Below are 17,298 nucleotides of genomic sequence, written 5' to 3'. Positions count from 1 at the left end.
AATCCCGTCCGACTTGCATGTATTAGGCCTGCCGCTAGCGTTCATCCTGAGCCAGGATCAAACTCTCCATTGTAAAATGTTTTGTTTGTATCCAGACCCTATTACTCAAAATAGAAATCTGTATTAATAAACAGCTTTCAGTTGTCAGTTTCCAGTACCGCGCCGCGAGCGAACCCGCAACTCGTAACTTTTAACTCGTAACTTCAAACTGCATCGTATCTTTACACAGTATCCCTATCCTTAGGTCCTCAAATTCTTTGAGACGTTGGTCGGTTGCTCTCTTTCGAGATAACCTTCCCGCTACGCTACATGTTAATTACTTAAAAAAAGAACTTTCATTCGTCTCTGTCGCAGAGACCATTTTTATGTTTTGCTTTCCGGTGTTCGGGTTTTCAGTTACCAGTTGCGAGTGAATCACTTTCAACTTTTATCCTTTAACCCTCAACGCCTTAAGCTAACCTTTCGTATTTCAATTTCCCTTTCGTTGCGATCGGGGCTGCAAAGGTAAGAAGCTTTTTGACATTCCCAAAATAAATTTTATTTTTATTTCTTCAGTCTCTTTAGCTCCCGGAACAGGTTTCCCTCGTCCTTTTTGCGAGTGCAAAGGTAAGAAAATTTACCTTATCTGTCAAGTGGAAATTTCAAATTATTTTCTGAGCTTTCCTACTCTCCTAAAGCTGCCTTTCAGCTGCTTTACTCACTCCTTCTATACCTTTAAGAACTTTTCCCATCCTCCCTCCGGAAGCGGGTTGCAAAGGTGAGAAGTTTATTTTGTTTCTACAAGTGATTTTTCACTTTTCTGAAACAATTTTTCACTTCTCAAAACTTCAAATAACAACCGCATTTCTGTCGAAAGCGGATACAAATGTAAGCAGAATTTGTGTTAGCCGTCAAGTAATATTTTCACTTTTTAGCTAAAAATAGCCTAACTGTCTATCAATCACAATACAAAACTGACTTATCAAAACCGGGCATCCGGAACTTGTTATGGCTTCGCCTGTAATTCGTACCTTTGAACTGATATGGAACAACCTCAATTTCCGCCGCATTTTTTAGAAAGCCTTGATCAGACGCCGGGGTTTGATCACACTGATTTTATTCAAGTCCACCAAAGTTCCATCCCACCAACTACCATACGTATCAATCCCAATAAAAAGGTTTCTTTCTCCGGAGCGCAGCAGGTTCCCTGGTGCAACGAAGGTTTTTATCTGAACGAGCGGCCTTCTTTTACGTTCGATCCACTGTTTCATGCGGGTTGTTATTATGTGCAGGAGGCTTCATCGATGTTTATTGATCATATTATTAAATATATCAAACCGAATTTCGATGACAGCATCAAAGTGCTCGACCTTTGTGCGGCCCCCGGCGGCAAAAGCACCTTACTTGCATCTGCTCTCGCAGAGGGTGATTTACTGGTGGCCAACGAAATTATTAAAACCCGTGTACCGGTATTAAGCGACAACCTTTTGAAATGGGGTAACGCAAATACCGTTGTCACTAATAACGATGCTAAAGATTTTGCCCGCGTACCTGGCTTTTTCGATGTGATACTGGTCGACGCGCCTTGCTCGGGCTCGGGCATGTTCAGGAAAGACCCGGACGCGATGAACGAATGGTCCGAAGCGAATGTAAATCTTTGTCACCAGCGACAGGAGCGCATCCTGGCTGATGTTTACCCGGCTTTGAAGGAAGATGGCTACCTGATCTATAGTACCTGCTCTTATTCTATGGAAGAAAATGAGCAGGTGCTCGACTGGCTTTGCGAAATCTTTGGTTTTGAAACCGTACAAATACCTGTTGATAAAACATGGGGAATTGTCGAAACGCAATCGGAACAGCACAAGGCTTGGGGCTACCGCTTTTACCCGGACAAAGTACAGGGAGAGGGTTTATTTGCGGCCTGCCTGATTAAAAGGGAAGATAGTGGCAACCTCCCCTCTTATAAAAGGAAGTTTGAGAAGATAAACACCAAAGAGATTGAACCGTTACGTAAGTATATCATCAACGCCAACGATTACCATTATTTTAAAGTAAACGATGATTGGCTGGTAATTCCCGAAGTACATAAAGACAGTATGCTGACCTTACAGCAATACTTATATATTAAGAAGTCGGGCGTGAGGATCGGCAAAATGGCGGGCAAGGAATTAATACCCGATCATGAGTTGGCGTTAAGCCTGATCATTAATCAGCAGGAATTTTTAACTACGGAACTTTCGCGCGAGCAAGCTATTAGTTATTTAAGACGGGATAATGTCGATCTTCAGACCAATTATAAAGGCTGGAGCCTGATGACTTATGAGCATCACCCCCTCGGCTGGGCCAAGTTATTGCCCAACCGTATTAATAATTATTATCCGAAGGAGATGAGGATACTGGCTGCCCCTCCTAACCTCCCCTAAGGGGAGGAATTTTAAAGGGGAATATTATACGCTTTCAGACAGTCAGCCAGGTTAGCGTAAATTTTATAATTTTTGAAGTTGTAAGGAAAGACGCATTTACTTTTAACTAACTTTTTTCCTTTGCTATCCATTAAGCTGTAACTGTTGTAGATAGATTTAAAATTGGCGTTATAGTAATTGACAATGGCCTCATGAGCGGCATCATCGTCCATGGTACAACCGCTATTAAAAAAACCGGTAACACGTTCGAAAGCCAAGGTATTGCCATGTTCGTCAAAATATTGCTTATAAGTAATATCCCAGTCTCCGCTTTCACTAAATGGCGATTGTGAAATCAAAACAATTCTTCCGCTTTTGTCTCTCAAAACATTGTAGGTATACTCAAGATTTTCCGGCCATTTTTCATGGAAGACCCTAACTAGCTTACTCCGGCCCGGAATTTTTACATAAACAGTAAGATCAGGAGATTTCCGGGAAAGTTGCCTGTCAATCTCTATCTTTTGCTTTTTTAAAAGCGAGAACACACTATCACCAGCTTTAGAAATCTGAGCAGTGCAAACTAAAGATAGAAATAACAGAATTGTTGTGATAAGTGCCCTTATAAGTGCCATTCCTTAAAGATAAATAAATCCACTTTATTGGAAAAGCCCGAATGCGCTTTTAATACTCTCCCGTGCTCAGCATTACCAAAGTACAGGCAGAAAGCGTTTCTATTCCGCGTTCTTTGGCCATTTTGCGCAGCTCGCTATTCTCGGTCCCGGGGTTGAATATAATTCGTTTTGGATTAGTAGCTAATATATAATCATACAGGGGTGGTTGGTTTTGAGGGCCGACATATAGGGTAATGGTATCAATATCAGCATGAACTACTTCCGGCTTCTCTATTTCCACACCTGCCACCTCTCCTTTTTTTATTCCCACGTTAACAATGGTATGGCCGCTATTGGTTAAGCGGTTAGCTGCCAGGTAGGCGTAACGGCTTGGATCAGGCGTTGCGCCAAGTATCAATGTTTTTTTATCTGCCATAATATATAGGTAGTCAAATATCGTGCTGAATATGTGTAGATGCTGTCTTCAAAAAGTAAAACCAGTAACAGATCTTGTCTTTGCGAGTCTATCTTAAAAAATCTTACTTTTCTTAAAATGTTTTTGAGGCAAGCCCGTCTTCCTTAACAAACGATCATAAAATTGGCAACCGTAGTAATGACAGAACAGAAAACAACGCATATGCTGGATACCATCAGGGCGTATGGAAAAAATCTGTTGTCGTTCATCCGGAAGCGGGTAAAAAATGATGCCGATGCCGAAGACATTCTGCAGGATGTTTGGTACCAGTTCAGCGCGGTGGTAAATGCCGAACCCGTTGAACAGACAGGTGCATGGCTGTACCGGGTTGCCAGGAATAAAATTATAGACAAGCACCGGAAACGTTCTGAAACTTTGCTGGATGACCTTTTTGGCGGAAGCGATGAAGAAGAAGATTCGCTTGATCTGGACAATTTCCTGATAACAGATGGCGGAACGCCTGAGACGGAGTACCTGAAAACCATGTTTTGGGACGAACTATTCCGCGCACTTGAAGAACTGCCTGAAGAACAAAGACAGGTATTTATCTGGCACGAACTGGATCATCTTTCTTTTGAGGAGATGGCAGAACTGACGGGGGTTAAGATACAAACCCTGGTTTCGCGGAAACGCTACGCCGTACTGCACCTGCGGGAACGGTTGAAGCAATTGTATGATGATATTATTAAAAGTTAAAGACATTAAAATAAAGACATGATGAACGATCAATTCTTCGAAAAGAAACACCGGATGGGTAAATGGAAATTTATCCTGATACCGGTTGGCATTGCTGCTTTTTTAACTGTGTTCAGTTTTGCAGTAATGCTGTTGTGGAATAACCTGATGCCGGATATCTTCCACCTGACGACAATTACCTTCTGGCAGGCCATGGGTTTGCTGGTGCTTTGCAAAATCCTGTTTGGCTTTGGCAAACCGGGCGGCGGCGGATGGCGCGGCGGACAGGCGCCCTGGATGAAACACAAAATGGCCGAAAAACTGAAACATATGTCGCCGGAGCAAAAAGAGCAGTTTAAAAAACAAATGCGCGATCGGATGTGCGATTTCCGCGGCAGGCGCTGGGACAACTTCGATTGGGAACAACCACACACCGAAGAAAAAGGGGCGCCGGAAAAACAAACTGAGTAATCAATAGCGCTAATTGCTAAAATAAGAGAACTATGGAGATTATGGTGTTTAGAACAAGCGTTCGTGAGCAGCGCGAAGTAAGCCGTATTGCAAATCTGCTGCAAGACCAGAACATCAAAAGGTGGAACTTCGACCTGGAAGATTGCGACCGGATACTGCGGGTAGATGCGCCGGATTTATCGCCTTCACAAATCGAGCATGTATTGCAAGGGGCGGGTTTTGAATGCCGCGAACTGGAAGATTAACGTCCGCCCAGCATCCGGTTTAAGATTGCGATCTGCCCCGCATGGTAAACCTGGTGCTGGATAAACCCATCCACTAAGCCTTCATAGGTAGCTACCGGTTCTTCATCCCGCTCATCGTTGATCAGCTGCTGCCATTTTTCATCCGGCAACTCGTGGATAGCTTTTACCAAATTTACATTAGCAAGTTTCAGATCATTAATTACTTGGGGCAGCCTTGCCTCGTCGGGCTTACCGGCTTTGGGCCAGTCGTCCCCTTCCGGTGTACCGGCAAATTTACCACCTAAGCGTGCAGTAACCTCCTGCGTCCAGCTGAGCATGTGCAGCAGTATCTCTAAAATAGTGTGGGCTGCACCTGCCGGCTTTTCGTAGGCCGTTTCGAAAGTTACATCACTGATGATGTCAAAGATATTTCTGCCATACCAGGGCTGCCCGTGAAATACGTTGTCAAACTTTCGCTCTAAAATTTCTGCTGTAGTTGCCATTAGCCTAAATATTTAAATGCTGCGTCAGCGCAGTTGATCCCGTCAATCGCAGCAGAAATAATGCCACCGGCGTAGCCTGCACCTTCGCCGCAAGGAAACAGCCCACCGACTTGCGGATGCTGTAACGTTTCTTTATCGCGCGGGATTTTTACCGGTGATGAAGTTCTTGACTCCACCCCTACCAAAATCGCCTCATTGGTGTAGTAACCTTTCATTTTTTTGCCGAATACCGGCAACGCTTTCTTCAGGCTATCATGTACAAACTTGGGCAGCACTTCTTTTAAGCCGATTGATTTTGTTCCCGGTAGGTAAGAATTTACTGGAAGGTCTCGCGATACCCTCCCCTCGACAAAATCGACCATCCGCTGCGCAGGTGCGACCAGGTTACCGCCGCCATGTTGGTAAGCCGCTAACTCCACCTGTTTTTGAAAATTCAGCAAACGGAAAGGATCGCCTTCCTTTCCGGGGACATCTTCCAGGTTGATCTGCACTACAGTTCCGGAATTAGCATAAGGATTATTTCGTTTAGAAGGGCTCCAGCCATTCACTACAATTTCATTAAAGTCTGTCGCGCAGGGGGCAATAATTCCACCGGGACACATACAGAACGAGAATACGCCCCGGCCATCCACCTGTTCTACCAGGCTGTAATAAGATGGCGGCAGGTACGGCCCGCGGTCTGCACATTTATATTGCGCCTGGTCGATCACTTCCTGCGGATGCTCTATCCGGACACCCAGGGCAAATGGTTTCGCTTCGATCAGGATATGCTGGTGATGCAACATCTCGAAAACGTCCCGCGCGGAATGGCCGGTTGCCAGGATCAGTGCATCTGCCATTACCTTCTCGCCACCTGCAAGCTCCGCGCCTTTTATCTTATCGAAACTGACGATCAGTCGCGTTACCTTCGTATCAAACCGAACTTCACCGCCAGCATTTTGTATGGTTTCGCGAATTGCCGTGATAATTTGCGGCAGCTTGTTGGTACCTATATGCGGCCTTGCATCTACTAAAATATCTTCCGTAGCACCGTGGTCTGTAAAAACTTTCAGCGCTTCGTTTACATCTCCACGCTTGGTTGAACGGGTATATAATTTACCATCAGAATAAGTACCCGCGCCACCTTCTCCAAAACAGTAATTCGATTCCGGATTAATCAAGCCTTGTTTATTGATATTCGCCAGATCCCGGCGGCGTTGCTTTACATCTTTGCCACGTTCGAGCACAATTGGCTTCAATCCCTGCTTAATACACTGTAAGGCGGCAAACAGTCCTGCCGGACCCGCGCCTACAATAATCACCGGTTTTGCCAAGCTAATATTAGGGTATTTCACCACGTGATGTTCCTGCGGCGCAGGCTCGTTGATATAAACCCTTACCTGCATGCGGTACACTACCTTACGGCCACGTGCATCTATCGAACGTTTTAAAATTTTTACAGCTGTAATATTTTTCGGAGCGGTTTTAACAGCGGCTGCTGCTAAACCTTTGATCGCATCTTCGTCCTGATGCTGCCCTGGCTGGCATACAATTTCAACTTCCTTAATCATAATACTTGCCGGGTTTTTATCCCGGATGCTGCAAAATTAACCATTTAGCGGCAAAGTGTCCGCAAGGGTACTAAAACTGTTCGCTAACGAACAGTTTAGTTCTTCCAAATTACAATAATTATCTGATAATCAATAATTTAATTTATTGGCGAAAATTTTGGCATAGGTGGCATAACAAAACAACATTTATCATGATCTGCGAAAAAAGCTTAACCAGAATTTTTGAAGGCTGCAAAAATAACGACCGTAAGCAGCAGGACCTACTATATAAGGTAATGGCGCCAAAAATGTTAGCGGTATGTATGCGCTACACCTCAGACCGTGACGAAGCGCAGGACGTTTTACAGGAAGGCTTTATCAAGCTTTTCAAAAACCTGCACAATTTCCGTGGTGAGGGCAGCATAGAGGGATGGATCAGAAGGATTATGACGCATACGGCTATTTCGCGTTACCGCAAATTAAAACCAATGGTTTTAACCGAAGAAATCGGCGAATACAGCACCCCATTCTTTAGCACCGCACAAAACAACCCGGTAGAAGCTAAAGAACTGATGAATATTATACAGGAACTTCCGGGTAATTACCGCTCTGTTTTTAACCTGTATGCTATCGAAGGTTATTCGCACCAGGAGATTGGTAACATGCTGGGCATTACCGAACTGCTTTCACGCACTACCCTGCACCGCGCCCGTGGAATTCTGAAAAAGAAAGTATTGCAATTAGAAGGTTTCAGGGCCAACTAAAACCTGAAGGCTGCATAACCGTTTTGGATTTGTGATTACCGTCATTTAACTTACATCATCGTTGCGCTAACTTGCCATAGTGGCAGTAAGTGCAAATGTTGTAACAACGGTATACAATTTGTATCTAACTTTAAACAAAATACAAAACGGTTAAAAATGAAAAAACTATTCACAGTAATATTTGCCTTTGCGGCAGTAATGTCCTTAAGTTCTTGCAGCTACAATAGCATTGTGAAGATGGATGAAGACACCAAGGCTAAATGGGGAACGGTACAAAGCCAGTATCAGCGCCGTGCAGACCTGATCCCTAACCTGGTTGCAACGGTAAAAGGTGTGGCAAATTTTGAAAAAAGCACACTGACAGCAGTAACCGAAGCACGCGCAAAAGCGACCTCTATCCAGGTAGACCCTACCAAACTTACACCAGAAAACGTACAGAAATACCAAGAAGCACAAGGCCAGTTAAGTACAGCCCTTGGCCGCTTATTGGTAGCTTCAGAAAATTACCCTAACCTGAAGGCGAACGAAAACTTCACCAACCTGCAGGCCCAGTTAGAAGGAACAGAAAACCGCATCAGCGTTGCCCGTATGGACTTTAACAACTCCGTACAATCTTATAACAGCAAGATCCGCGAGTTTCCGGCTAACCTGACCGCTAAGATGTTTGGCTTTACACCTAAAGGTTACTTCCAGGCAGATGCTAATGCACAGGCTGCCCCGAAAGTACAATTCTAAAAATTATTTCGATTTCACCGATTATACTTTTGATTACACCGATTGGGTTTGAATCATTAGCAATCGGTGAAATCACATAAAAATCAGTGCAATCAGAAGATGTCTATTTTCACCGAAGAAGAACAGCAGCTGATACGCGAAGCTGTAGAACGCGCCGAGAAAAACACCTCGGGCGAAATCAGGGTCTGCGTTGAAAAGAACTGCAGCGAAGAGGTGCTTGACCGTGCGGCTAAATATTTCTACCAGCTCGACATGGAAAAAACCAAAGCACGTAACGGCGTACTGGTTTACGTGGCCACTGTTGACCGGAAATTTGCCATTATTGGCGATGCAGGTATCAACTCTGTGGTGCCCGATGATTTCTGGGACAGCACCAAAGAAGCCATGCTGAACGAGTTTAAGGTGGGCAACCTGGTTGAAGGTATCGTTACCGGATGTACCCTGGCAGGTGAACAATTGAAAAAATATTTCCCGCACCAAAGCGGCGACACGAACGAGCTTTCTGACGATGTTGCCTTTATGGACGGCGAATAAACCTAATTACAATGTTTAGAAAAATATTATTGGTTTTCGGGCTGCTGCTGGCTTTCTCTATGAGCAAGGCACAGGATTTCCCCGAAAAGTCAACCACACTGGTTACCGACTTTACCAATACCTTATCTGCCAATGATAAGCAGCAGTTGGAGAATAAACTGGTCGCCTTTAACGATTCTTCCTCTACCCAGATTGCCGTAGTGATCATCAAATCAGTAGGCGACTATGATATTAATGAGTATGGTACCATGCTGGGCCGTAAATGGGGAATCGGGCAAAGTGGTAAAAATAACGGGGTGCTGGTATTGGTGGCCCTGAACGACCGTAAGATGACTATACAAACCGGGTACGGACTTGAAGGCGCCTTGCCGGATATTGTTACCCAGCAAATTATCCAGAAAGATATTAAACCTCTGTTCCGCCAGGGTGATTACTATGGCGGACTTGATAAGGCCACGGACGATATCATTAAAGCTACCAAAGGCGAATTTAAGGCTGACCCTCAATCGCAGAAAAAGAAGCGCAAGAGCGGCCAGGGCAGCGGTGGCGCTATTCTAATTATTATTGTGGTGATACTGATTATCATTTTCCGAAGAAGAGGCGGCGGTGGCGGTGGCCATATTATTGGCAGCCGTGGCGGTGCAAGCCCGTTCTGGTGGTTCCTTGCCGGCAATATGTTGGGCAGCAGCGGCAGACGCGGTGGCGACGACTGGGGCGGATTCTCTGGCGGTGGTGGTTCCGGTGGCGGTGGCTTCGGCGGTTTCGGCGGCGGCAGCTTCGGTGGCGGTGGCAGCAGCGGCAGCTGGTAGATAAGCCCATTAAAAATATGGTATGCTGAATAAAGAATATCGACTTAATCATCTATTCTTATTCAGCATTTTTTATTATCCCTAAACGGAACTTTAGTTAATATTGGTTATTCAACATTCTGTATTCTAAATTCTATGAAAGATCTGACCTGGAAAAAACTGTCATCAACATATCTTATTAAAGACCGCTGGGCTACCTTGCGTAAAGACGTTTGCGAACTGCCCGATGGTCGTGTTAAAGACGATTATTACGTACTGGAATATCCGAACTGGGCAAGCGTTGTAGCGCTGACCGAGGAAGGCAAAGTATTGATGGTTCGCCAGTACCGCCATGCAGCAGGCATTGTATCTTTAGAGATACCGGGCGGTGTAATTGAAAAAGGTGAAGAACCGGAAGCCGCCATCCGTCGCGAATTGCTGGAAGAAACCGGTTATGTATTCGAGAAGTTTGAATCCTTGGGCAGCATTTATCCCAATCCCTCTACCTCTACCAACGTTACTTATAACTTCCTGGCAACAGGCGGCAAGAAAGTAGCAGAACAATCGTTAGATGAACACGAGGAAATCCTGATTGAGGAATATACCATAGAAGAAATTAAACAACTGCTCGCCAGCCATCAGATCCCGCAAGCGCTACACGTAACCGCGCTGTTTTATGCGCTATGGCATTTGAGGGCGTTGTAAACAATTCTGCTGTTAATTAGCTTATTTGTATATTAGTGTTGTAATGAAAAATTTGCTTGACATACCACGTACTGCAATGGAAGTGTTCGAAATGCTTCCGGAAGGGACTGCTTGTGAAGTAATAGACAATACACTTTATATGTCGCCCTCACCTACAACCACACATCAGAAACTTTTGCTAAAACTTGCTATTAAATTACAAGCTCTTATAGAGAGTAGCGGTTTAGGTGACATATTTATATCGCCATGCGATGTGTATCTAAATAATGGCGAGAATGTAGTACAGCCTGATATCCTGTTTGTAAGTAAGACTAAGCAGGCGCTTATTGCTGAAAAAGGGATAATGGGCGCACCGGATATGGTTATCGAAATACTTTCTACCAACAAAGAGCACGACCTACAGCGTAAGTTTCAGTTATACCAGCAAAATGCCATTGCTGAATATATTATTATAGATCCGGAAACCAAGCAGGTTTGGCAATACTTATTGAGAGAGAACTTATATCAGGAAAATCAGGAGACTCAAAACGGAAAGCTTTCGGTTAAATCTCTTCCTCTCGAAATAGAATTTTAACCTACTCCGGGCACTTATCTTTTCGGCGCGTATCCACCAGGTAAATAATCTTCCAGCCGTCTGCAGTTTTCATTAGCTGAAAACTATCTACACCGCAATGGCTGTAGTTGCCGCCCAGATAAAATTTGTAAGGCACCCATACACTGGCCAAGTCGCCATCTATCTTTATGTCGGTAATAGTGATCCGCTCGTCCCAAACCTGGGTGTGCGGCGTACCTACCGCTTTAGCAAAATCATCTATCCGCTCTTTGTTTCCTAATAGCACTGTACCATCCTTTTGTGCAGAAATAGTATGCAACACTGCGCTTTTATGAAAAGTAGTTCGCAGTAAAGTGCTGTCTCCCTTTTTCATCGCGTCGAATAAGGTGTTAATGGTTTTCCTGATACCGTCTTGTTCAGTGCTTTGCGCCAGGCCAACCTTGGCAAACAAGATCATCGGGAGAATAAGCAGTATACTATTTTTCATAAATTAAGAATAAAACAAGCCTGTTAAATTTACTTAAAATGAATAACAATAGTGAGACATAATGGTGCCTGGATAATGGCAGTAATCCTGACTTAAAAGTTAGCAAACCCATGGCAGGCTGGTAAACGTGGTAAATGCGGCGAATCTGGCGAGTGTGGCAGCAGTGGCGCACTGGCTTTTGCCAGCCAACCGGCAGCTGATGGCCGAAACCATAAAAAAAGCCCTGCTTTCGCAAGGCTTCGGTTGGATTTATAATCAATTAAGACATTTTCAGTTTTTTCTGGATATCGGCAACGTAGCCTTTAAACTTCTTATCCGTATCGATCAGGTCTTCTACGGTTTGGCAGGCATAGATCACGGTAGAGTGGTCGCGGCCGCCAAAGAAATGACCAATGGTTTTCAGCGAGCTCTTTGTGTGTGCCTTTGCCAGGTACATAGATATCTGACGCGCCTGAACAATTTCGCGTTTGCGGGTTTGCGATTTCAGCATTTCTACCGGCACTTCGAAGTATTCGCACACCAGGCTCTGGATATACTCCATCGAAATTTCCTTTGCAGAATTTTTCACGAAGTTCTTCAGCATCTGCTTTGCCAGGTTCAGGTCTATCTCTTTCCTGTTCAGGGTAGACTGCGCAAGCAGGGAAACCATGGCGCCTTCCAGTTCGCGTACGTTATTATCAATGTTGTGTGCTACGTACTCAATCACATCATTCGAAATCTCGATACCATCCTGGTAGATCTTATTCTTCAGGATCGCCATGCGGGTTTCCAGATCAGGTATCTGTAAATCGGCAGATAAACCCCATTTGAAACGTGATAGCAAACGCTCTTCCAAACCGGCCAGATCTTTAGGCGCTTTGTCTGAGGTAATGATCAGCTGCTTGCCAGACTGGTGCAGATGGTTAAAGATATGGAAGAAGAAATCCTGCGTTTTCTCTTTACCGGCAAAGTTGTGCACGTCATCCATAATCAGCACATCAATCGCCTGGTAAAAGTTCACAAAGTCGTTAATGTTATTATGCTTCAGCGCATCAACAAACTGCTGGGTAAACTTCTCGCAAGATACGTAAAGCACCAGCTTATCCGGCAGTGTACGTTTAATCTCGTTACCTATCGCCTGCGCCAGGTGGGTTTTGCCCAAGCCTACACCGCCATAGATCATTAAGGGATTAAATGAAGTACCACCCGGTTTGGCAGCAACTGCATAGCCTGCAGAACGTGCCAGGCGGTTACAATCGCCCTCTACAAAATTCTCAAAGGTATAATTCTGGTTCAACTGCGGGTCTACGTGCAGTTTCTTCAGCCCCGGTATTACAAACGGGTTCTTTATATCTTTATTGATAGAGATCGGTATCGGCATTGACTGATTCTTGGCCTCTGCACCATTACCGTTAGACGGCATGTTAGTGGTGTACGGCTTACTAGAAGACGATTGTTCTACAACTATATTGTATTCTAAACGTCCTTCATCACCCAATTGTTTTTTTATAGTCTTGCGCAACAAGCCTACATAATGTTCCTCAAGCCACTCGTAAAAGAATAAACTTGGTACCTGTATAGTCAGAACACTTCCTTCTATCCTTAAAGCTTTAATCGGCTCGAACCAGGTTTTAAAACTCTGGGCCGGGATGTTATCTTTAATGATCTGAAGGCAACTATTCCAAACACTTGTACAAGTTTTTTCCATATAATTATCGGTAAAATATTGATTACTAACCTCAAGCATAAACTCACTTTGGCCCCTGTACGGAACATCGAATATTCGAAAAAAAACCTAATAAAAAAATTAAAATTTAAATTTGCTTAACATAGTTTTTATGTTATCAATAACAATAAAAACCGCCTTAACAAGGGTAAAAACGCAGTTTTTTAATTTTTGACACTTTTTGCACTTTAATTATTATTACAATAATTTCCTTTGATGAAAATACCTTAATCTTCATCGATAAAACGTTTTGTTAACAAATGTTAGTGCAAAATGTTAATAACTTTCGAAGAAAAAAACGAGTTAAAACACCCTTTTCAGCTAACCGGCTGGGCAGTAATTTTTTAGTTGTCCCGGCCTGTAATTTTACTTTTCCTGACAGTTAATATTCTCCAAAAACCTCACGAAATACATCGGCAATTTCACCAAGGGTTACATAATTTTCAACCGCCTTTAATACGAACGACATCACATTATTGTTGCCTTGTGCCGCCGCTTTTAATTCTGCCAGCGCTTCCGCTACCAGGGCATTATCCCGCTCTTCTTTTAGCTGCTTCAGCTTAGCTATCTGCTGGGTACGGATGCTGTCATCCACCCTGAAAACATCTGTAGCTACCTGCTCTGCTTCGGTATATTTATTTACCCCAACAATAATCCGTTCGCCTTTTTCAATCTCGGTCTGATACCTGTAAGCCGATGAAGCAATCTCCTGCTGGATATAATCCTGCTCTATCGCCTTAACCGCTCCGCCCATGGCATCTATCTTTTCAATATAAGCCCAGGCTGCCTTTTCCAACTCGTCTGTCAAAGCCTCTACGAAGTAAGAGCCTGCTAAAGGATCGACGGTGTCTGTAACACCGCTTTCAAAGGCAATGATCTGCTGCGTACGCAGGGCAATCTTAGCAGCGGCTTCAGTCGGGAGCGAAAGTGCTTCGTCGTACCCATTGGTATGCAAAGATTGTGTACCGCCCAAAACGGCTGCCAGCGCCTGGTTACTTACCCTTACAATATTATTCAGTGGCTGCTGGGCTGTAAGTGTAGACCCACCGGTTTGCGTATGGAACCGCAGTTTCTGCGCAGACGGATCCGTTGCCCCCAACTCCTTAGTAATATGTGCCCACATCCGGCGCGCTGCCCTGAATTTGGCTATCTCTTCGAAAAAGTTATTGTGGCAATTGAAGAAGAACGAAAGCCGTTTGGCAAATACATCAATAGCTAAACCCTTGCTCATGGCGGCTTTGAGATAAGCCTTTCCGTTGGCCAAGGTAAAGGCAAGCTCCTGCACTGCGGTTGAGCCCGCTTCGCGAATGTGATAGCCCGATATAGAAATGGTATTCCACTTCGGTACCTCTTTACTACAGTATTCAAAAATATCGGTGATCAGCCGCATGGAAGGGGCCGGTGGATAAATATAGGTACCCCGTGCAGCGTACTCCTTTAATATATCGTTCTGGATGGTTCCCGAAATCTGCTTCAGATCTGCACCCTGTTTTTTTGCCAGCGCAATGTACATGGCTAATAATGTACCTGCAGTCGCATTGATGGTCATGGAGGTGGTGATATCCTGTAAACGGATACCATCAAAGAGGATCTCCATATCGCGGAGCGAATCGATAGCCACCCCCACCTTCCCTACCTCGCCTTCTGCGAGCGGGTGATCAGAATCGTACCCGATCTGCGTCGGCAGGTCAAAAGCCACAGAAAGCCCCATGGTACCCTGGCTAAGCAGGTAATGGTATCTTTTGTTAGATTCTTCTGCGGTAGAAAAACCCGCGTATTGGCGCATGGTCCATAGTTTACCACGGTACATATCAGGCTGGATACCCCTTGTATACGGAAATTCGCCGGGAAGCTCCGCGCCATCCGGACCGTATACGGTTTTGATCTCTATCCCAGAGGTAGTGAACTTTTGATCTGCCATAGTTTAAAACAGTTTTTCCAGATCGCGTTTAATTAACGCTACCGCCATATCGTAAGGATTATCCTCTAACTGGCTGATATGCGCCAGCATCAGTTTACTGGCGTCAAGGCCTGAAGCTTCCTCGGGTATACTTTTCAGCACGTTGGTGACCAGTGCAAGTGTATCGTCCTTAATCTGCTTGACAACAGCCCACGCCTCATTGCTGACATAGATCTGCTGCGTAATATTATGCTGATACTCCGTGCGGATTTCCGTCAGGATCAGGTTCAGCAATTCATCCCGCGAAAAAGAAGGCGCATTGATCCGCACCAGCATACTGGCGGGGTTGATACGCTCAATAAACAGAATAATCCGCTCATAAGCCTGCAGACGTAAAGGCAGTGTTTGCGCGCTTGTGGCCTTTTTCATCTCTAAAAGCTGGATACGTTCGTTCCGTTCCAGGTAGGGCTTCAATAAATAAAAGGCTACCCAAACTACGCCGGTGCCTGCTATCGTAAACTTTATAATATCAAGGATATAACCTAATGTGATCATGAATTAAAAATGTTAAGCAAAGGTCATTTAAATGGTTCGGGTGACAAAAATCTGCATTTTACCTTATATTTGTTTAGATAATTCAAATTAAAGATGAGTACTGCTGTTGAGAATATTACTGCACCGGTTTCTTTTACAGAGAATGCCGTTAAAGAGATCAAGAAACTGAAAGACCAGCAAGAGATCGGCGAAGATTTTGGCCTGCGTGTTGGTGTTGAAGGCGGTGGTTGTGCCGGTATGAATTATATATTAGGTTTTGACCAGAAGAAAGACGGCGACCAGGAATATTGGATAGATGGTGTGAAAGTATTTATGCATAAAGCACACGGCCTTTACCTGGTTGGTATGCAGATTGACTGGCAAGACGGACTGAATGCCCGCGGGTTTACCTTTAATAACCCTAACGCAGCAAGCACCTGCGGTTGCGGAACTTCTTTTTCAGTATAAGAACAATATACACGATATTTAGACAGCAGTATAGGAAACTATGCTGCTGTTGTTGTTTAAAGGGATAGTTAATTCTTTTTTTTGGATACTTACAATACTGATAATGAAACGACTTGCCATCATATTAATAGCCCTACTCTTCTGCACCGCGTCAGAAGCGCAACTAAAACCCGGTTTTGATGCGAACGAGTACCTCGAACTATTAAGATTATCGCGGCAGCAGGCCGATACTGCTTTAAAGAAAGATAAAACGCCCCTGCCTTTAAATTATACCCGCATTTACCGCTCGCCGGTGGGCCCGCTGCAAAACCGGTGGGACTTGTGGGTGAACAAAACGCAGGATATTGCAGCGATCAGCATCAGGGGCACTACTTCTTCTGCTACCAGCTGGCTGGAGAATTTTTATGCGGCTATGGTTCCGGCGCAGGGCAAGCTGCACATCAGTGATACCACAGATTTCAAATACCACTTAGCAGATAACCCGCGTGCTGCGGTGCATATCGGCTGGTTGCTGGGCATGGCGGATCTTTCTAAAACTATAGTACCGCAAATTCAACAACTCTACCGTACAAAACATATCAAGAGCTTCATTATTGTAGGGCATAGCCAGGGTGCTGCTATTGCTTATCTGCTGCGTTCGCACCTGGATTACCTGCAAAGAACTAAAGTGATCGCCGCCGATATTACCTTTAAAACCTATTGCAGTGCACCGCCGAAGCCAGGGAACCTTTACTATGCTTACGATTATGAATTTTTAACCCGCAACGGCTGGGGTATCGCGATAACCAATGCTTACGACTGGGTGCCCCAAACACCGCTTTCTGTACAAACTATTAATGATTTTAATACGCTCAATCCATTCTCGAACATCAATGAGGCGCTGGCTAAACAATCATTCTTTATCCGGCTGTATCTGAAACATGTATATAACCGGATAAGAAAGCCAGGCATGAGGGCGCAGGAGAACAGCGAGAAATACCTGGGCCATACCATCTATAAATACATTAAAAAGCAACTGCCACAATTTGCAGAACCTGAATACGCAACCACAAACGACTATGTACGTTGCGGCACACCGGTTATACTGATGCCAGATGATGCTTATAACCAGTTGTTTAAAAACGACCCAAAGAACGTGTTCGTTCACCACCTTTTTTACGCCTACTACTGGCTTACCCAACACAATTACTTACAAAACGCGGAAACAGGTGTAACAAAAGATAGCGCTGCATCATCTAAGCAGTAAATATTTGTAG

General features: G+C 44.5%; 20 protein-coding genes and 1 rRNA gene. 12 read left to right on the top strand and 9 right to left on the bottom strand.

Annotated features, from left to right (window positions below; translation table 11 throughout):
* Window positions 1–73, bottom strand: a 16S ribosomal RNA gene (locus MUY27_RS03760); the annotation flags it as partial.
* Window positions 74–1,022: 949 nt separating this feature from the next.
* Here MUY27_RS03760 and MUY27_RS03755 point away from each other — a divergent pair.
* The gene (locus tag MUY27_RS03755) at window positions 1,023–2,402 is read left to right on the top strand and encodes a methyltransferase RsmF C-terminal domain-like protein (RefSeq protein WP_245128637.1); all 1,380 of its coding nucleotides are present in this window, start codon (window positions 1,023–1,025) and stop codon (window positions 2,400–2,402) included.
* An 11-nt stretch (window positions 2,403–2,413) separates the two neighbouring features.
* Here MUY27_RS03755 and MUY27_RS03750 read toward each other — a convergent pair whose 3' ends face one another.
* Window positions 2,414–3,013 carry a hypothetical protein gene (locus MUY27_RS03750; RefSeq protein ID WP_245128636.1) on the bottom strand — a complete coding sequence of 200 codons (600 nt, stop codon included), beginning with the start codon at window positions 3,011–3,013 and terminating at the stop codon, window positions 2,414–2,416.
* A gap of 49 nt (window positions 3,014–3,062) precedes the next feature.
* Window positions 3,063–3,428, bottom strand: coding sequence for a CoA-binding protein (locus MUY27_RS03745; protein ID WP_245128635.1), 366 nt, complete (start codon window positions 3,426–3,428; stop codon window positions 3,063–3,065).
* 177 nt (window positions 3,429–3,605) lie between these two features.
* Here MUY27_RS03745 and MUY27_RS03740 point away from each other — a divergent pair, with 177 nt between their 5' ends.
* The 3 genes from MUY27_RS03740 to MUY27_RS03730 are packed head-to-tail and all read left to right on the top strand — an operon-like array spanning window position 3,606 to window position 4,858.
* Window positions 3,606–4,163 (top strand): RNA polymerase sigma factor, encoded by a 558-nt coding sequence (locus MUY27_RS03740; protein WP_245128634.1) that lies wholly within the window; start codon window positions 3,606–3,608, stop codon window positions 4,161–4,163.
* Between the two features lie 18 nt (window positions 4,164–4,181).
* Complete coding sequence (locus MUY27_RS03735) at window positions 4,182–4,613, top strand: hypothetical protein (protein WP_245128633.1); 432 nt, start codon at window positions 4,182–4,184, stop codon at window positions 4,611–4,613.
* A gap of 32 nt (window positions 4,614–4,645) precedes the next feature.
* The gene (locus MUY27_RS03730; RefSeq protein WP_245128632.1) at window positions 4,646–4,858 is read left to right on the top strand and encodes a hypothetical protein; all 213 of its coding nucleotides are present in this window, start codon (window positions 4,646–4,648) and stop codon (window positions 4,856–4,858) included.
* Here the strand turns inward: MUY27_RS03730 and MUY27_RS03725 are convergent.
* Both MUY27_RS03725 and MUY27_RS03720 read right to left on the bottom strand, forming a co-directional pair.
* Window positions 4,855–5,340: a DinB family protein gene (locus MUY27_RS03725; protein WP_245128631.1), complete on the bottom strand. Its 486-nt coding sequence runs from the start codon at window positions 5,338–5,340 to the stop codon at window positions 4,855–4,857. The two genes, MUY27_RS03730 and MUY27_RS03725, sit on opposite strands and share 4 nt — an antisense overlap.
* Window positions 5,340–6,890, bottom strand: coding sequence for an NAD(P)/FAD-dependent oxidoreductase (locus MUY27_RS03720; protein ID WP_245128630.1), 1,551 nt, complete (start codon window positions 6,888–6,890; stop codon window positions 5,340–5,342). Before MUY27_RS03720 ends, MUY27_RS03725 begins: the two co-directional genes overlap by 1 nt.
* 191 nt (window positions 6,891–7,081) lie before the next feature.
* On the opposite strand from MUY27_RS03720, the gene MUY27_RS03715 reads away from it, so the two are divergent.
* From MUY27_RS03715 to MUY27_RS03690, 6 genes are all read left to right on the top strand, one after another.
* A complete protein-coding gene (locus tag MUY27_RS03715; RefSeq protein WP_245128629.1) occupies window positions 7,082–7,633 on the top strand; it encodes an RNA polymerase sigma factor in 552 nt (183 codons plus the stop codon).
* A 156-nt stretch (window positions 7,634–7,789) separates the two neighbouring features.
* The gene (locus MUY27_RS03710; protein ID WP_245128628.1) at window positions 7,790–8,368 is read left to right on the top strand and encodes a LemA family protein; all 579 of its coding nucleotides are present in this window, start codon (window positions 7,790–7,792) and stop codon (window positions 8,366–8,368) included.
* Between the two features lie 99 nt (window positions 8,369–8,467).
* Complete coding sequence (locus MUY27_RS03705; RefSeq protein ID WP_245128627.1) at window positions 8,468–8,902, top strand: TPM domain-containing protein; 435 nt, start codon at window positions 8,468–8,470, stop codon at window positions 8,900–8,902.
* Between the two features lie 11 nt (window positions 8,903–8,913).
* Window positions 8,914–9,711 carry a TPM domain-containing protein gene (locus MUY27_RS03700; protein WP_245128626.1) on the top strand — a complete coding sequence of 266 codons (798 nt, stop codon included), beginning with the start codon at window positions 8,914–8,916 and terminating at the stop codon, window positions 9,709–9,711.
* A gap of 135 nt (window positions 9,712–9,846) precedes the next feature.
* Window positions 9,847–10,395 (top strand): NUDIX hydrolase, encoded by a 549-nt coding sequence (locus tag MUY27_RS03695; RefSeq protein WP_245128625.1) that lies wholly within the window; start codon window positions 9,847–9,849, stop codon window positions 10,393–10,395.
* Between the two features lie 43 nt (window positions 10,396–10,438).
* Window positions 10,439–10,969 (top strand): Uma2 family endonuclease, encoded by a 531-nt coding sequence (locus tag MUY27_RS03690; RefSeq protein ID WP_245128624.1) that lies wholly within the window; start codon window positions 10,439–10,441, stop codon window positions 10,967–10,969.
* A 1-nt stretch (window position 10,970) separates the two neighbouring features.
* On the opposite strand, the gene MUY27_RS03685 is transcribed toward MUY27_RS03690, so the two are convergent.
* The 4 genes from MUY27_RS03685 to MUY27_RS03670 all read right to left on the bottom strand — a co-directional run bounded on the left by MUY27_RS03685 (window position 10,971) and on the right by MUY27_RS03670 (window position 15,595).
* Window positions 10,971–11,435: a nuclear transport factor 2 family protein gene (locus tag MUY27_RS03685; RefSeq protein ID WP_245128623.1), complete on the bottom strand. Its 465-nt coding sequence runs from the start codon at window positions 11,433–11,435 to the stop codon at window positions 10,971–10,973.
* 259 nt (window positions 11,436–11,694) lie between these two features.
* Entirely contained in the window at window positions 11,695–13,122 is a 1,428-nt protein-coding gene (gene dnaA / locus MUY27_RS03680; RefSeq protein WP_245128622.1) for a chromosomal replication initiator protein DnaA, read from the bottom strand.
* A gap of 400 nt (window positions 13,123–13,522) precedes the next feature.
* The gene (locus MUY27_RS03675; RefSeq protein WP_245128621.1) at window positions 13,523–15,061 is read right to left on the bottom strand and encodes an acyl-CoA mutase large subunit family protein; all 1,539 of its coding nucleotides are present in this window, start codon (window positions 15,059–15,061) and stop codon (window positions 13,523–13,525) included.
* 3 nt (window positions 15,062–15,064) lie between these two features.
* Complete coding sequence (locus MUY27_RS03670) at window positions 15,065–15,595, bottom strand: DUF7935 family protein (protein WP_245128620.1); 531 nt, start codon at window positions 15,593–15,595, stop codon at window positions 15,065–15,067.
* Window positions 15,596–15,688: 93 nt separating this feature from the next.
* Here MUY27_RS03670 and MUY27_RS03665 point away from each other — a divergent pair, with 93 nt between their 5' ends.
* Both MUY27_RS03665 and MUY27_RS03660 read left to right on the top strand, forming a co-directional pair.
* The gene (locus MUY27_RS03665; RefSeq protein WP_245128619.1) at window positions 15,689–16,042 is read left to right on the top strand and encodes a HesB/IscA family protein; all 354 of its coding nucleotides are present in this window, start codon (window positions 15,689–15,691) and stop codon (window positions 16,040–16,042) included.
* 103 nt (window positions 16,043–16,145) lie between these two features.
* Window positions 16,146–17,288 carry a lipase family protein gene (locus MUY27_RS03660; protein WP_245128618.1) on the top strand — a complete coding sequence of 381 codons (1,143 nt, stop codon included), beginning with the start codon at window positions 16,146–16,148 and terminating at the stop codon, window positions 17,286–17,288.
* The last annotated feature ends 10 nt before the right edge of the window (window positions 17,289–17,298 follow it).

This window comes from Mucilaginibacter straminoryzae (genome assembly GCF_022953055.1).
Taxonomy (GTDB): Bacteria; Bacteroidota; Bacteroidia; order Sphingobacteriales; family Sphingobacteriaceae; genus Mucilaginibacter; species Mucilaginibacter straminoryzae.
Note: the sequence above shows the minus strand (reverse complement) of the source record. Positions and strands in the feature narration are given on the sequence as shown.

Bases quoted from the DNA above. Each gene is read 5' to 3' on its own strand.
- MUY27_RS03670 (WP_245128620.1), bottom strand. From the start codon at position 15,595: ATGATCACATTAGGTTATATCCTTGATATTATAAAGTTTACGATAGCA.
- MUY27_RS03755 (WP_245128637.1), top strand. From the start codon at position 1,023: ATGGAACAACCTCAATTTCCGCCGCATTTTTTAGAAAGCCTTGATCAG.
- MUY27_RS03690 (WP_245128624.1), top strand. From the start codon at position 10,439: ATGAAAAATTTGCTTGACATACCACGTACTGCAATGGAAGTGTTCGAA.
- MUY27_RS03695 (WP_245128625.1), top strand. From the start codon at position 9,847: ATGAAAGATCTGACCTGGAAAAAACTGTCATCAACATATCTTATTAAA.
- MUY27_RS03725 (WP_245128631.1), bottom strand. From the start codon at position 5,340: ATGGCAACTACAGCAGAAATTTTAGAGCGAAAGTTTGACAACGTATTT.
- dnaA (WP_245128622.1), bottom strand. From the start codon at position 13,122: ATGGAAAAAACTTGTACAAGTGTTTGGAATAGTTGCCTTCAGATCATT.
- MUY27_RS03685 (WP_245128623.1), bottom strand. From the start codon at position 11,435: ATGAAAAATAGTATACTGCTTATTCTCCCGATGATCTTGTTTGCCAAG.
- MUY27_RS03675 (WP_245128621.1), bottom strand. From the start codon at position 15,061: ATGGCAGATCAAAAGTTCACTACCTCTGGGATAGAGATCAAAACCGTA.
- MUY27_RS03735 (WP_245128633.1), top strand. From the start codon at position 4,182: ATGATGAACGATCAATTCTTCGAAAAGAAACACCGGATGGGTAAATGG.
- MUY27_RS03750 (WP_245128636.1), bottom strand. From the start codon at position 3,013: ATGGCACTTATAAGGGCACTTATCACAACAATTCTGTTATTTCTATCT.
- MUY27_RS03710 (WP_245128628.1), top strand. From the start codon at position 7,790: ATGAAAAAACTATTCACAGTAATATTTGCCTTTGCGGCAGTAATGTCC.
- MUY27_RS03705 (WP_245128627.1), top strand. From the start codon at position 8,468: ATGTCTATTTTCACCGAAGAAGAACAGCAGCTGATACGCGAAGCTGTA.
- MUY27_RS03745 (WP_245128635.1), bottom strand. From the start codon at position 3,428: ATGGCAGATAAAAAAACATTGATACTTGGCGCAACGCCTGATCCAAGC.
- MUY27_RS03700 (WP_245128626.1), top strand. From the start codon at position 8,914: ATGTTTAGAAAAATATTATTGGTTTTCGGGCTGCTGCTGGCTTTCTCT.
- MUY27_RS03720 (WP_245128630.1), bottom strand. From the start codon at position 6,890: ATGATTAAGGAAGTTGAAATTGTATGCCAGCCAGGGCAGCATCAGGAC.
- MUY27_RS03740 (WP_245128634.1), top strand. From the start codon at position 3,606: ATGACAGAACAGAAAACAACGCATATGCTGGATACCATCAGGGCGTAT.
- MUY27_RS03715 (WP_245128629.1), top strand. From the start codon at position 7,082: ATGATCTGCGAAAAAAGCTTAACCAGAATTTTTGAAGGCTGCAAAAAT.
- MUY27_RS03665 (WP_245128619.1), top strand. From the start codon at position 15,689: ATGAGTACTGCTGTTGAGAATATTACTGCACCGGTTTCTTTTACAGAG.
- MUY27_RS03660 (WP_245128618.1), top strand. From the start codon at position 16,146: ATGAAACGACTTGCCATCATATTAATAGCCCTACTCTTCTGCACCGCG.
- MUY27_RS03730 (WP_245128632.1), top strand. From the start codon at position 4,646: ATGGAGATTATGGTGTTTAGAACAAGCGTTCGTGAGCAGCGCGAAGTA.